Below are 13,620 nucleotides of genomic sequence, written 5' to 3'. Positions count from 1 at the left end.
GTTCGGTTACAGCCGGGCGGGCCGCTTTTCGTTTCAGGCCGCTACCTGTGCCCTCTTCTCCAGCTTCTTGATCAGGTTCTCGATCGCTGCTTGCGACACCATGCGTCGCCGGCCGGATTTGAAGGTCGCAAGATCTCCTTCGTGCATGTGGCGATACAGATTCGTCTTGGTGATGCCGGAGACGGCAACCGCCTCCTCAACGGTGTAACTCAGCTTCTTCTGTTGCATCTCTGGCTCCCGTGGCCTGTGTGCCGTTCAGGCCCGTACTGGCACAATGCCACCATATGGCAATTGGCCATTACATGTCAACTGGCCATCATTGGCCCTAGAATCAGCCCATGACCGACGCTCCTCCCTCCCGTTCCCAAGAGAAGTTCATAGTCCGATTGCCTGCAGGAATGCGGGATCAAATCGAGGACGCCGCAAAGAGATCCGGACGTTCTATGAACGCTGAAATCGTTGCTCGGCTCCAAGCCAGTTTCCCTGCATCGCTCGCATCGGTGATGCTCCAGAACCGGGGCGAGGAACTGATAGTTGCTCAACGTGACATCGATGCAGAGCTCGTTTTTTTGGACACACTTCTACGCACCGGAGCGAAGGCGGCTCTCGTGGAAGAAACCAGAAGTCGCATCGAACTGCTCACAGAGCGTAAGACCTCCATCCAGGCCGAAATCGACCTGCTCAACGGACGCGTTCGCAAGATTGAGGAATTTGTTTTGCATGGCCCCAAGAAGGGCAAGAAGCGAAGCTGATCAGTCGATCAGCGCTTCCACCGCGGCTGCTTTGTGCTCTGGCGCCAGGTGTGCGTAGCGCAGCGTCATCGCGATATCTCCGTGGCCCAGCAGCTCGCGCACGGTGTTGAGGTCGATGCCTCGCGTCACCAACTTCGAGGCGAAGCTGTGGCGCAGGTCGTGGAAGCGGAAGCCGGTGATCTTGGCCTCGCGCATCAGGCCGGCCCAGGCGGTCTTCACCGAGGCGATACCGAATAGCTCGCCCTTCCCGGTGTGTTGCTTCCGGTAGTCGGTGAGCACCTGCAGCGCTTCCGAGTTGAGCGGCACGTGCCTGGCCTTGCCCGACTTCGCGTAGCCGGCACGCACGGTGAGCCGCCGGCCGGCCAGGTCGATGTCCGCCCACTTCAGCTGGGTAATCTCGCCGCGGCGCAACCCGGTGTTCAATGCCAGCAAGGTGATCGGCATCAGGTGGTCGGAATATCCGACGATGGGCCCCATGGGCTCGTAGCCGCGCTCCACGCGCCACGCATCCCCTGACTCGCGTCTGGTAGCGGCCAAGGTCTCGCGCGCCGCCAGCGCTTTCCTGAGAGCTTTCTCCTCGTCCTTGGTCAGGTAGCGGATGCGTTGCTCGATGTCGCGCTTGATTCGCTTCACGCCAGCCAGCGGGTTGACCGCCAGCAGTTCCCAGTTCACCGCCTGCTGCAGTGCGGCCTTGATGCGGTCCAGGTCGCGGTTCACCGTCGCCGGCTTGATCTTCGCCTTCAGCCTGGCTGCCTTGAAAGCGTCGAACTCGGCCCTGCTGATACCAGTGAGCGGCGTGTCGTCGAGATGGGCGAACTGCGCTTCCAGATTCGCCACGGTGGCTGCGCCGGCCTTCGCAGTGGCCAGCACATGCGGCTTGTAGTGATCGGCCAGGTACACGCCCCAGGTCAGATCCTTGGGCTTGGACTTCAGCAGCGCCAGCGGTGCGCCGTGCTCGTCGGCCTCGGCCAGCTTCCGGCGCGCGCGGGTGCGTGCAGACTCCAGGGTGACGGTGGGGTATTTGCCGATTGCGAGGTCACGATTGCGCGCCCATGTGACGTTCCAGGACTTGACCCCGGAAGGCAGGACGCGGAGCGACAGTCCGGGCACCTTCGTGTCGTGGAGACGGTATGCCGACGCCTGCGGCTTCGCCGATTCGACCATCTGGACCGTCAGTGCAACGCGCGCCATTTCTTCCCCGTGCCAGCACCATGCCAGCAACGGGGATTCTATAACCACACAGAACGAACCTGAGCCAGCCTTTCAAACCAGTGACTTACGCTGAAACGCAGTCGGCACAATCCCGGCCAGAGCCGTTCGGGACGTAGAGGTCGCAGGTTCGAATCCTGTCTCCCCGACCAATTAAATCAATTGGTTACAAACAAGCCGGCCGCAAGCCGGTTTTTTTGTGGGTAATCATGTTGCGCGTCGTGGGGCGACTGGCCACCGCTCCCCGGAAGCGTCGCTGGCCACGCCGGGCAGAATGCGCGATCGCCTGCCTCACGCTGCCGCCAGCGGGTCAGCTGGTCAGCCGGTCAGCCAGTCAGCCGCCTATCCAGCCAAAGCCCTTGGCCATCAACGTAGCCAGGCCAAGTGCAACCACGACCAGGGCACCGAAAAGGTTGCGGAAGTCGTCTTTCATCTCCTTCCGGACTTCCTTGAACTCGTTGCGGACTTCCTTGAACTCGTTCTTGACGTCAAGGCTCATGCCCAGCAACGCCTGCCTGTTCTCGCGTGCTTCGACCTTGATCGCGGCAATGTCCGACTGGATATGCCCTACGTCCGCTTCCAACTTGATGACTCGACTGTCCATGGCGCGATGGTGAAGGAGCGGCAGCGAGGTTTTCAACGTTCCGTCGAGTGTGATTCATGCAGCCTTCGAGTTGCCGGCAGCCCGGAATGCCCGGCCATCAGCACGCCGATCGACCGTCAGAACGCGCTTCCCGCCTTACCACGGCTTTCACGCCAGCAACGGCACACTCGGGCTTCCGTCCAGGAGTAGATTCACCATGGGGCCCTTGACCGGAAAGTGCGTCTTGCTGGTGGAAGACAATTACCTGCTCGCATCGGCGTTGCAGGATGCGATGGAACAGCTGGGCGCGGAAGTCCTGGGCCCGTATGCCCATGTTGCACCGGCTTTGCTGGGCATCCAGCAGGCCAAACACGTGGATGCCGGCCTGCTCGACATCAACCTGGGCAACGAGCAGTCGTTTCCGGTCGCCGATGCGCTGGGCCAGTTGGGTGTTCCCACGCTGCTGCTGACCGGCTACGACAGTTCCGCCCTGCCCGCCCAGTACCGTGAACTGCCCTGCCTGCAGAAGCCGGTCAACCTGGCGGCGATGCTGGCGGCATTGGCGCAGATGGGCATCGGCGGGGAAATGGAAACCCCGGCCGCAAAACCGACCCGGCACTGACGCCGACAGCCTGGCCTGGCCAGGTCGTCATTCGTGGGTGCGGGCGGATACAGGCAGCAGGATCGTGCAATGCACGCCATCCTGGCCGAGCTCATAGGTGGTCTGCGCACTGAGCTGGTAAGGCAGCGCGCGTTCGATCAGTTCGCGTCCCTGGCCCGAGCGTCCCTCGGCTTCCCCGTCCGGCATGACCACCCCGCTCTCGCGCCAGTCGATATGAAGGTTGGGTGCCGTGCCCTCCGAAGCGGGTATCAAGCGCCAGGTAATGGACAGACGGGCATGCGGCTGACCGAGCGCGCCGTATTTGACCGCGTTGGTCGCCAGTTCGTGCAACGCCATCGCCAGGGTCTGCACCGTCGAAGAACGCAATCGCACGCCGGTAGGCCCATCCAGCGAGATCCGTTCCAATCCCCCGTTCATCGCACTGAGCTCGGTATGGATCAGCTCGTCGAAGGTGACGCGGTCATGTTCGTCCAGCCGTGACAGCAGACTCTGCACGCGTGCCAACGCCTGCAGACGATCGCGCAGGCGTGCATGGAAATCGGCCATGTTCCGGCTGGCACGCCCGGTCTTTTCCACCACGGCGTTGATGACGCCCATCAGGTTGCGGGTACGGTGCTGCAGCTCGGCCACCAGGACATGCTGGCGCTCCTGCAGTTTGCGCATCTCGTCGACATCGGTCGATGTACCGAGCCATTCGATGATGCTGCCGTAGTGGTCCAGCACCGGCGTGGCGCGCGTGTGGAACCAGCGGAAGCGATGGCCGTTGGCGCCGCGCACCCGATAGTCCACCTCGAACACACCCGTTTCCTGCGCGCTGTTCCAGGCGGTGCGGACGGCGTCGCGATCATCCGGATGCACGGTCTCCAGCCAGCCCTCGCCCAGGCTGTCGCCCTCGCGTTGGCCGGTATAGCCCGTCCATTGCGGGCTGGCCCAGGTCCACTGGCCCTCGCCATCGGCACGCCAGACCAGTTGCGGGATACCTTCCAGCAAGGCGCGCTGGCGTTGCTCGGCCTCGGCCAACGCCACCTCGGCGCGCTTGCGCTGGGTGATGTCCTGGAACAGCACCGCCACCTGCCCCGACTGCTCTTCGCCGGGACGAAACACGTGCAACTCGAGGATCAATTCCAGACTCGGCATCGCGTATTCGAACTGCGCCGGCTCACCCGTGCGCAGCACGCGTTCGTAGATGTCGATTGCGCGTTCGGCTTCCTCCGGGAAGGTTGCGCGCATGGTCAAGCCGATGAGGTCCGTGCGCTTGGCGATCGAAATGAACGCGGGATTTCCTTCCACCCAGCAGAAGTCGACGGGCTCATCCGCCGCGGAACATTTTTCGATGATGCAGAAGCCCTCCTGCACCTGTTCGAACAAGGTGCGGTAACGCGCTTCGCTCAGCTGCAGCGACGCCTCGGCGCGCGCGCGCTCCACCGCCGACCAGGTGCGATCGGCCACGTCATCGATCAGGCGCAACTCGTCCTCGCTCCACGCGCGTGGCTGCGAATGGTGCACGCCCAGTGCCGCTACCGGCCGACCGGCCTTGAGCAGGGGCACGCCCACGGCCGAGCGGGCGCCGATGGAGGCGAATGCCGCCTTCTGCGCCGCATTCAATTTGCGATCGCGCTGGGTATCGGCATAGACCAGCGTCCTGCCGGCGGCGAAGGCGGCAATCACCTCATCGCCGAATTCCGACAGCGTGGTCGAAGGCGGCGGCTGCTCGTCGCCGACATGTCCCTGGGTCGGCGTAGCCGCATCCGCCTCAAGGTTGGTGTCGTAATAGAACGCACGGTCCACCCGCAGTTGCCGGCTCAACAATTCGGCGGCCTTGCGCTGGATCTCATCGGCATCGGTCAGCGGCCGCAGGGCGTCGCTGAGTTGCAGCAGGAAGGCATGCCGCTCTTCACTCTGGCGCAGCGCAAGCTCGGCATCCTTGCGCGCGGTGATGTCGATGTTCATGCCCACCCACTTGATCACCGCCCCCTGCTCGTCCAGCAAGGGCACTGCGCGCACGTTGGTCCAGCGCCAGTTGCCCTGGGCGTCGCGCAGGCGGAACTCGGCATCCACCTGGCGCGGCCTGGCCACTGCCTCGTGCCATTGGCGTTCGGCGTAGGCCTTGTCATCGGGGTGGATGGCGTCCAGCCAGCCCGCGCCCAGCCACTGGTCCAGGCTCTGCCCGGTGTATGCACGCCAGCTGGGGCTGTCGGTGACGATCATGCCGGCGGCGTCGGTCTCCCAGTTGGCCTGGGCCATGCCGTCCACCAGCCTGCGCGCCCTTGCTTCGCTCTCGCGCAGGCGCATGCTGGCGTTCACCGCTTCGGTGGTTTCCACCACCAGATCAATCAGGCCCAGCACGCGCCCGTCGGCATCACGCACGGGGCTGTAGGAAAAGGTGAAGTAGGTTTGTTCCAGGCTGCTGCCGCGCTCAATCAGCAACGGATAGTTTTCCTGGAAGATCGTCTGCCCGGCATGCACCTGCGCCACCAGCGGACCAATGTCGGGCCAGACTTCGCCCCATATGCTGGAAAACGGCTGCCCCAGGGCATGGGCCTTGCTGCCGAGGATCTTGGCAAAGCCATCGTTGTAGAGGGTGATCAGGTGCGGACCCCAGACCAGCGCGGCGGAGAACCCGCAATCCAGCACCAGCGACACCGACGAAGCCAGTTCTGCCGGCCACTCCGCCATGGGGCCCAGCGGCGTGGCGCTCCAGTCGTACGCGGCGACCTGTGCCGCCATCGACACGGGAAGCACCGGCCGTGCTTGCGTCAGCGTCACCTGGTTCTCCCGTCGCGACGGGCAGCCGTCGCGACAGTTCTAGGCCAGCGGCCGTCAGTAACGCGTGACTAGCCCGTGGACGTCATACCGCGATATCGCTGGCCAGCCGGCTGGCGCCCGGCACCCGGGTTTCGCCCAGCGCCTCGCGCGATTCGCGCTCGATGGTTTCGCACAGCTGCGAGATGGGTACGTCGTTGGCTCCCCCCTCGAAGGGGTTCTCGGTGCTCTCCCCCACCTGATCCAGCGAGGTGTACATCCACGAAATCAGCAGGCTCAACGGAATGCCCAGCCAGACCATGTTGCCCTGCGCCCAACTGCCGGCCACCACCTCGTTCAGCCGCTCGAATTCGCCGATCATCCCGAACGGCAGCAGGAACACCATGATCTTCACGAATAGCGAGTTGATGAAGGCATGCTGGCGCGGGATCGGGAAGTTCTTGATCCGCTCGCTGCGTCCCTGCAGGTCAATCAGCTCGCGCACCATCTTGTGCAGTTCGCTGAACTGCGCCGGGGTGATGCTGCCCTGCGCCTGCAACTCGCGCAGATCCTGTCCCTGCAGGTTCAGCACCTGCACCGCGTGGTTGTCCGAAGCCAGCACCAGCGCGGCCTCCTGACGTGGCAGGTAGCGTTGCAGCTCCGACTCCAGCGTCTGTTCACGCTCAGGCACGTGATAGTGCTTGCGGTATTCGACGTTGTAGGCCTTGTTCTGGTTTTCCCAAGGCTTGGCCTGGCGCATCTGGTGGCGCAGCGCCGCCAGCCAGGCCAGATGGCGGTACACCAGCCGTTCGGCGCGGCGCGGATCGGCCAGGTAGTCGCGGCTCATCGCCGACCATGCGCGGCTGCTGCTGACGATCGAGGTCCAGACCTGCTGGGCTTCCTGCATGCGCACGTAGCACTGCGAATTCTTGAAGCCGGCCGACAGCGCCACCGTTGCGCCGAGCAGGAAGACCACGCCCCAGGGAATCGCCAGCCATTTCCAGCCCACCACCTGGTACAGCACCACCGGCACCACGCTCAGCACCACCAGCACGTAGATCGACCTGCGCGTCCACAGCAGGAACTCGGGAAGCTTGTAGGATTTTCCGGTATGCATGAACTGACTCCTTATGCGGCTTCGTCGACCAGGATGACCACGTGCTCCACGCCATGGCGGAACATCTTGGCGTAGGGGCAGATGCGCTCGGTGTTGCGGATCAGTTCCGCGGCCACGCCGCGATTCAGGCCCGGGATGGTCACGCGTATCTCGGCCGAGAGCAGGAACAAACCGTCGACAGGATCGCGGGCGAAGGTCACCGCCGCATCGACACTGACATCACGGGTGGCCACACCCATCCGGCTGGCATACAGATTGAGCGCGCCATGGAAGCAGGCCGCGTAGGCCGCGGCCAGCAACTGCTCCGGATTGCTGCCACCGCCGGGCCCGCCCATTTCCACGGGCAGGCGCAGGCACACATCCAGGGCGCCGTCGTCGGAACGCACCACACCGGACGCACGCCCATGCCCCGCCTCGCCGCCGGTCACCCGCACGCGGCCTGTGTAGAGCGCCTTGGTTTCATCGCCAAAGTACTTGTCCAGCCATTCGCGCGGCGGTGGCAGCAAGGCAGTCACGAATCACGCCTGATCGCGCGGCGCGTAACGGGCGAACTCGGACTGCTGCAGCCAGTGTTCGAAATTCAGCCCGCCCTGCCAATTCGGCGCCTGCGCCGGCACCAGGGTGTCGCTCTGCAAAATCGCGCCGAAGTAGCGCGCATGCGCATCGCTGACCACTTCGCGCGGATCCTGGATGATGCTCATGAAGCGCTGCGCCAGATCCGACAGCGGCTCGCGCTCGGGCCCGGCGATTTCGACGATGCCGTTGGCCGGCGCCTTCAGCGCCACCGCCGCCACCGCCTCGGCCACGTCTTCGGACGCAATCGGCTGCACCAGCGCCGTCGGCAGGCGCACGGTCGAACCCTCGGCGCTGGCCTTGATGATGCCGGGCAGGAACTCGAAGAACTGGGTGGAGTGGATGATCGTGTACGGCACGCCGGAATCGCGGATCAACTGCTCCTGCGCAATCTTGCCGCGGAAGTAGCCACTCTCGGCCAGCTTCTCGGTACCGACGACCGACAGCGCCACATGATGGCGTACGCCGGCCTTGGCCTCCGCCGCCAGCACATTGCGACCGGCGCGGGTAAAGAAATCCAGCACCGCCGCATCTTCGAACGACGGGGAGTTGGCCAGGTCCACCACCACGTCGGTGCCGGTCATGGCCGCATCCAGGCCTTCGCCACTCAGGATGTCCACGCCCGTGGAAGGCGCGGCGGCAATCGCCTCATGGCCCTGCTCGCGCAGGCGCGCCACCACCTTGCTGCCAATCAATCCGGTACCACCGATAACGACAAATCTCATGATCGATCTCCTGCGCCCGTGGGGAAGTGGACATGCTAGGGATGCACAGCGCCTGCCAGTAGCCCTGCGACCGGACGCAGGCTGTTGCCTTGCAGGCACCAATCCAGATCCAGCGCACGCACGCGCTGGGTAATGAAATCGATGAACACGCGAATGCGCTTGGGCTGCTGGCGGCGGCTCAGATAACACAGGTAATGACCGCGGTCATCGGGAGCAAACTGCCCCAGGCAACTCACCAAGGTTCCCTCACGCAGCGCATCGCAGACCTGATAGGCCGGCAATTGCGCCAACCCCTGTCCGTCCAGCACCGCACGCAAGGCCAGTTCGTCGTCGTTGAGCACGATATCGCCCGGCAGCGGCAGCGTCTGCGCGCGCCCCTGGCTGCGGAATTCCCAGGGCTGCAAGCGCCCATTCGACTGACGGCGATTGATGCAGGCATGCGTCTGCAGTTCTTCCAACGTACGCGGCAGGCCATTCGCCTGGGCGTATTCAGGCGAGGCGCACACCAGCAACTGCATGGGAATGATCTGCTTGGCGATGATCTGACTGTCATCCAGGCGACCATCCAGAAATGCCAGGTCCACCCGATCCATCGCCAGATCGTCACTGCGCTCATCGAGCATCAACTCGATGGCCACCTGCGGGTACTGGCGGCGGAACTCGATCATCAACGGCGCCAGCACCTTGCGACCAAAGCCATGGCTGGCGCGGATGCGCAACTGACCGCGTGGCGGGCCTTCACGCAGATCGCGCATCTCCTCCAGCGCCTGCAGGATCCGCTCGACGCCCGGGCGAAAATTCTCGAAGAACAGCTCGCCTTCACTGGTCAGGCTGGTGGAGCGCGTAGTGCGCGAAAACAGGCGCGCCCCCAGTTGTGCTTCCAGCTTCTGCACGCTGCGACTGACCGCCGAGCGACCCACGCCCAGGCGATCAGCCGCGCGGGCGAAGCTGCCCTCGGTAGCTACCGTGATGAAGGCGACCACGCCGGCATAACTGGCGGAGAAGCTGCTGGGCAACTGCTGTTGGTGCTGGCTGGGCAAGGCGGCGATGGCGTTCATGGCGACGGAAGTCCTGTGTGGCCGCCCGACAGCGACAGGCGCTGCAGCGCTGCCTGGCGGGCGAGTTGGACGTGCTGGTGGCAGGCATCGGGCGACTGGCCGATGACCATGGCGATGTCGGCGTACGCCAGGCCGAAGAACTGATGCAGCACGAAGGCGGCACGCGTATCCATGGGCAGCGCATCCAGGGCGGCCCTGAATTCAATCCACACCCGTTCGGGCGCTGATGCGTCGGCGGGAGGATCGGGCGGGTGATGGCGACTCGTCATGTATCCAGGTCGCGGCACGGGGCGCGGTTGTGACAGCGCCGGGCCGCTGGATTGATGCCTGCCGCGCAACACCGCGCGGCCGCGCACGGACCTACCGGCGATAAGGGTGCGCTCCTAGATTGATGGCCAGCCAGCCGGCGCTGGCCTTCCCCTGCCATCCACACATCGGAGCATCGCCATGAGCCAACGCCTGGACTACCAGCAGCAATCCCCCGAGCTGTTCAAGAAATTCGTCGAGTTCAACATGAAGATGAAAGACTCGGCCATCGAACAGTCCATCCGTGACCTGGTCGTGCTGCGCGCCTCGCAGCTCAATGGCTGCACGTTCTGCGTGGACATGCACGTCAAGGAAGCCACCATCCACGGCGAGCGTCCCCTGCGCCTGCATCACGTGGCGGCGTGGCGCGATTCGGGCCTGTTCGCACCGCGGGAGCGCGCGTGCCTGGCCTGGACGGAAGTGCTGACCCAGTTGCCACCGCAAGGCGTGCCGGATGACCTGTACGAGCGCGTGCGCGGCCAGCTGTCGGAAAAGGAAATCTCCGACCTAAGCTTCCTGATCATGGCCATCAATGGCTGGAACCGTATCAACGTCGCCTTCCGTGGCGAGCCAGGCAGCATGGACAAGGCCTGGGGCCTGGACAAGGCGCAGCTCAGCTGAGTGGCGGGACATCGACACGCCGGCGGTGATTCCGGTGCCGTGAGGCCATCGCCGTGCTGCCGCCCGATCCGCTCCGCGCGGATGGGCGGCAGGTCGGTGGGTCCGACGTCGGCGCCGACCTTGGCGTTTCTGCGTCACAATCGGTCCTTCTGCCACGACCTAGTGGATATGGAAGACGCCATCGACACCTTCAGCCAGCTCCGACCCCGCCTGCTCGGGGTGGCTTATCGCATGCTCGGCTCCATGGCCGAGGCCGAAGACGTGGTGCAGGACGTATGGTTGGGTTGGAACGAGGCGGCGCAGTCGCAGATTGCCGATGCCACTGCCTGGCTGGTCACCACCACTACCCGCCGTTCGATTGATCGCCTGCGCAAAGCGCGCGTGGATCGCGAACAGTACGTGGGAATCTGGTTGCCCGAGCCGGTGCTGACCGACGGGCCACCCACGCCGGAAGAATTGCAGGAATCGGCCAGCGATCTGTCCATCGCCTTCCTGACCGTACTGGAGCGGCTGGCGCCGGAAGCGCGCGCGGCGTTTCTGCTGCGCGATGTGCTGGATGTGGACTACCCGGTGATTGCCGCCACCCTGGACAAGAGTGAAGCCGCGGTACGGCAGATCGTGCACCGTGCGCGCAACCAGCTCCGCGAGGAGCGGCCGCGCTACGCAGTCTCCGCGCAGGCGCACCAGCGGGTGCTGCGCCAGTTCGCGCAGGCCTGGTCCAACAGCGACTTCCAGGCGATGAAAGCCTTGATGGCCGACGAGGCCACCCTGGTCGGCGACGGCGGCGGCATCGTCACCAGTTTCCCCAAGCCTATGGTGGGTGGCCTGCGCATTGCCCAGCTGCTGTTCGCCAGCACGTTGCGGCCGCAACGCGGCATGCGCATCGAGCTGGCCATGATCAACGGCGAGTTGGGCCTGCTGCGCTACTTTGGCGAACAGCTGGAGTCCGCGCAAAGCTACGAGATCGATGGCGAGCACATCGTTGGCATCAAGGTGCAGCGCAACCCGAACAAACTGCAGCGTGTCATCAGCCTGCAATCTTTGCCGCTGCATTGAGTTGAAGCACCGCATTGGTGCGCAGGCTGCAACGGCATGTGGCCGTTCCCCGCCCTAGCCAGCGACGCAGTCGCAGCCTATGGTGTCTGCGGGGAGGGGCGATCCAGTTATCCGGCCAACGAGGACTAGCACATGCCTTTCATCAAGACGCAAGACAACACCGATATCCACTACAAGGATTGGGGCAGCGGGCAACCAATTGTGTTCCATCACGGTTGGCCGCTGTCGGGCGACGACTGGGATACGCAGATGCTGTACTTCCTGCAGCAGGGCTATCGCGTCATCGCCCATGACCGCCGTGGCCATGGCCGTTCCAGCCAACCCGCGGGCGGTCACGAGATGGATACCTACGCCGCCGATGTGGCCGCGCTGGCCAAGCACCTGGATCTGCGCGATGCCGTGCATATCGGTCACTCCACCGGTGGCGGCGAAGCCGCACGCTATGTGGCCCAGCATGGCGAAGGCCGGGTGGCCAAGCTCGTGCTGATCGGCGCGGTGCCGCCGCTGATGCTCAAGACCGAAACCAATCCGGGCGGCCTGCCGATCGAAGTGTTCGACGGCATCCGCGCGGGTGTGGCCAATGACCGCGCCGGCACCTACTGGGAATTCCCGCTGCCGTTCTACGGCTTCAACCGGCCGGGCGTGAAAGTGTCCGAGTCCGTGCGTGCCAACTGGTGGCGGCAGGGCATGATGGGCGCGGCCAATGCGCATTACGAGTGTGTCGCCGCGTTCTCGGCGACCGACTTCACCGAAGACTTGAAGAAGATCAGCGTGCCGACGCTGGTGATGCATGGTGACGATGATCAGATCGTGCCGATTGCCGACTCCGCCCTGCTGTCGGCCAAGCTGCTGCGCAATGCCACGCTCAAGGTCTATCCGGGCTTCCCGCATGGCATGTGCACCACCCACGCCGACGTGATCAATCCGGACCTGCTGGCCTTCATCCGCAGCTGATCCGGTCGCGTTGCTGCCTAGAGCAGGTCAGGATGCCTGACCTGCCCTTCGCCGCGGACCACGAAACGCTCGACCGTCAGCGACTCCGCGCCCATCGGCCCGTAGGCATGCAGACGAGTGGTGGAAATGCCGATCTCCGCACCCAGGCCGAGCTCGCCGCCATCGCTGAAACGCGAGGAGGCGTTGACCATCACCACCGCCGAGCGCAGCGCCTGCACGAAGCGTTCGGCGTTGTTGCTGTCGCGGGTGGTGATCACCTCGGTGTGGTCGGAGCCGTAGTGGCGAATGTGATCGATGGCTTCCTGCAGATCGCCTACTACCCGCACGGCCAGAATCAGGTCGAGGAATTCGGCGGCGAAGTCTTCGTCGGTGGCCGCGCCGGCATGTGGCACGAAGGCGCGACCGGCATCGTCCACGCGCAGCTCCACGCCGCGCGCACGCAGGGCAGCGGCCGCCTGCGGCAGGAAGCTGGGCGCAATATCGCGATGGACCAGCAGCGTTTCCAGCGCATTGCAGACGCCCGGGCGCGAGGCCTTGCCGTCCAGCAGCAGGCGCAGGGACAGCTCGGGATCGGCGCTGGCATCGACGAACAGATGGCACACGCCCTTGTAATGCTTGATCACCGGCACGCGCGCGTGTTCGGCGACAAAGCGGATCAGGCCTTCACCGCCGCGCGGGATGGCCAGGTCGACGATGTCGGTGAGCTGCAGCAACTCCACCATCGTTTCGCGGCGCAGATCTTCGACCAGCGTCAGCGCGGCCTCGGGGACGTCGTGCTCGCGCAGTGCGCGCTTGAGCGCGCCGGCAATAGCGGTATTGGAATGCAGCGCCTCGGATCCGCCACGCAGGATCACGCCATTGCCGGCTTTCAGGCACAGCGCCGCCGCATCGGCGGTGACGTTGGGCCGGGCCTCGTAGATCATCGCCACCACGCCCAGCGGCACGCGCACGCGTTGGATGCGGATGCCATTGGGGCGGGTTTCCTCGCGCGTCACCAGACCCACCGGGTCCGGCAGTTCCGCCACCTCGCGCACCGCCTGGGCGATGCCAGCCAGGCGTTTGTCATCCAGGCGCAGGCGATCCAGCATCGCGCCGCTGATGCCCTTTTCCTGCGCAGCAGCCAGGTCACGCGCATTGGCCGCCAGGATGGCGTCGGCGTCGGCGAGCAGTGCATCGGCCATGCCGCGCAGCAGATCGTTCTTGGCCTGGGTCGACAGCTGCGCCAGCACCTGGGCGGCGTCTCGGCATTGCAAGGCATGTTGCTGGATGTCGGACATGGGGGAGCCGTCGGAGAAAAAAGAA

Annotated in this window: 15 protein-coding genes; 5 read left to right on the top strand and 10 right to left on the bottom strand. The window is 64.7% G+C overall.

What is annotated here, in order from left to right; genetic code table 11:
• Positions 1–33 precede the first annotated feature (33 nt).
• A complete protein-coding gene (locus B5X78_RS16005) occupies positions 34–228 on the bottom strand; it encodes a helix-turn-helix domain-containing protein (protein ID WP_079725622.1) in 195 nt (64 codons plus the stop codon).
• Positions 229–338: 110 nt separating this feature from the next.
• Here B5X78_RS16005 and B5X78_RS16000 point away from each other — a divergent pair, with 110 nt between their 5' ends.
• Positions 339–752 (top strand): Arc family DNA-binding protein, encoded by a 414-nt coding sequence (locus B5X78_RS16000; RefSeq protein ID WP_079725620.1) that lies wholly within the window; start codon positions 339–341, stop codon positions 750–752.
• Here B5X78_RS16000 and B5X78_RS15995 read toward each other — a convergent pair whose 3' ends face one another.
• Both B5X78_RS15995 and B5X78_RS15990 read right to left on the bottom strand, forming a co-directional pair.
• Positions 753–1,943 (bottom strand): site-specific integrase, encoded by a 1,191-nt coding sequence (locus B5X78_RS15995; protein ID WP_079725618.1) that lies wholly within the window; start codon positions 1,941–1,943, stop codon positions 753–755. It lies immediately after the preceding gene.
• A 352-nt stretch (positions 1,944–2,295) separates the two neighbouring features.
• On the bottom strand, positions 2,296–2,565 hold the full coding sequence (locus B5X78_RS15990) for a hypothetical protein (protein ID WP_079725616.1): 270 nt from the start codon (positions 2,563–2,565) through the stop codon (positions 2,296–2,298).
• 196 nt (positions 2,566–2,761) lie between these two features.
• On the opposite strand from B5X78_RS15990, the gene B5X78_RS15985 reads away from it, so the two are divergent.
• Positions 2,762–3,166, top strand: a complete 405-nt coding sequence (locus B5X78_RS15985) for a response regulator (RefSeq protein ID WP_079725614.1) — start codon at positions 2,762–2,764, stop codon at positions 3,164–3,166.
• 27 nt (positions 3,167–3,193) lie between these two features.
• Here B5X78_RS15985 and B5X78_RS15980 read toward each other — a convergent pair whose 3' ends face one another.
• The 6 genes from B5X78_RS15980 to B5X78_RS18925 all read right to left on the bottom strand — a co-directional run bounded on the left by B5X78_RS15980 (position 3,194) and on the right by B5X78_RS18925 (position 9,554).
• Complete coding sequence (locus tag B5X78_RS15980; RefSeq protein ID WP_139381594.1) at positions 3,194–5,932, bottom strand: PAS domain-containing protein; 2,739 nt, start codon at positions 5,930–5,932, stop codon at positions 3,194–3,196.
• Between the two features lie 82 nt (positions 5,933–6,014).
• Positions 6,015–7,025: a bestrophin family protein gene (locus B5X78_RS15975; RefSeq protein WP_079725610.1), complete on the bottom strand. Its 1,011-nt coding sequence runs from the start codon at positions 7,023–7,025 to the stop codon at positions 6,015–6,017.
• A gap of 11 nt (positions 7,026–7,036) precedes the next feature.
• On the bottom strand, positions 7,037–7,540 hold the full coding sequence (locus B5X78_RS15970) for an Ohr family peroxiredoxin (RefSeq protein ID WP_079725608.1): 504 nt from the start codon (positions 7,538–7,540) through the stop codon (positions 7,037–7,039).
• 3 nt (positions 7,541–7,543) lie between these two features.
• Complete coding sequence (locus B5X78_RS15965) at positions 7,544–8,323, bottom strand: SDR family oxidoreductase (protein WP_079725606.1); 780 nt, start codon at positions 8,321–8,323, stop codon at positions 7,544–7,546.
• A gap of 35 nt (positions 8,324–8,358) precedes the next feature.
• Positions 8,359–9,381: a LysR family transcriptional regulator gene (locus B5X78_RS15960; RefSeq protein WP_079725604.1), complete on the bottom strand. Its 1,023-nt coding sequence runs from the start codon at positions 9,379–9,381 to the stop codon at positions 8,359–8,361.
• Positions 9,378–9,554 carry a sigma factor-like helix-turn-helix DNA-binding protein gene (locus tag B5X78_RS18925; protein WP_176140889.1) on the bottom strand — a complete coding sequence of 59 codons (177 nt, stop codon included), beginning with the start codon at positions 9,552–9,554 and terminating at the stop codon, positions 9,378–9,380. The genes B5X78_RS15960 and B5X78_RS18925 overlap by 4 nt, the downstream gene beginning before the upstream one ends.
• Before the next feature lie 274 nt (positions 9,555–9,828).
• Here B5X78_RS18925 and B5X78_RS15950 point away from each other — a divergent pair, with 274 nt between their 5' ends.
• The 3 genes from B5X78_RS15950 (at position 9,829) to B5X78_RS15940 (ending at position 12,318) form a co-directional block, all read left to right on the top strand.
• The gene (locus B5X78_RS15950) at positions 9,829–10,308 is read left to right on the top strand and encodes a carboxymuconolactone decarboxylase family protein (RefSeq protein ID WP_079725600.1); all 480 of its coding nucleotides are present in this window, start codon (positions 9,829–9,831) and stop codon (positions 10,306–10,308) included.
• A 168-nt stretch (positions 10,309–10,476) separates the two neighbouring features.
• A complete protein-coding gene (locus tag B5X78_RS15945) occupies positions 10,477–11,364 on the top strand; it encodes an RNA polymerase sigma-70 factor (RefSeq protein WP_079725599.1) in 888 nt (295 codons plus the stop codon).
• Positions 11,365–11,496: 132 nt separating this feature from the next.
• On the top strand, positions 11,497–12,318 hold the full coding sequence (locus B5X78_RS15940; protein WP_079725597.1) for an alpha/beta fold hydrolase: 822 nt from the start codon (positions 11,497–11,499) through the stop codon (positions 12,316–12,318).
• A 17-nt stretch (positions 12,319–12,335) separates the two neighbouring features.
• On the opposite strand, the gene B5X78_RS15935 is transcribed toward B5X78_RS15940, so the two are convergent.
• Positions 12,336–13,595, bottom strand: a complete 1,260-nt coding sequence (locus tag B5X78_RS15935; RefSeq protein WP_079725595.1) for a glutamate-5-semialdehyde dehydrogenase — start codon at positions 13,593–13,595, stop codon at positions 12,336–12,338.
• Positions 13,596–13,620 lie beyond the last annotated feature (25 nt).

It is taken from the genome of Pseudoxanthomonas indica (assembly GCF_900167565.1).
Lineage (GTDB): Bacteria > Pseudomonadota > Gammaproteobacteria > Xanthomonadales > Xanthomonadaceae > Pseudoxanthomonas_A > Pseudoxanthomonas_A indica.
Note: the sequence above shows the minus strand (reverse complement) of the source record. Positions and strands in the feature narration are given on the sequence as shown.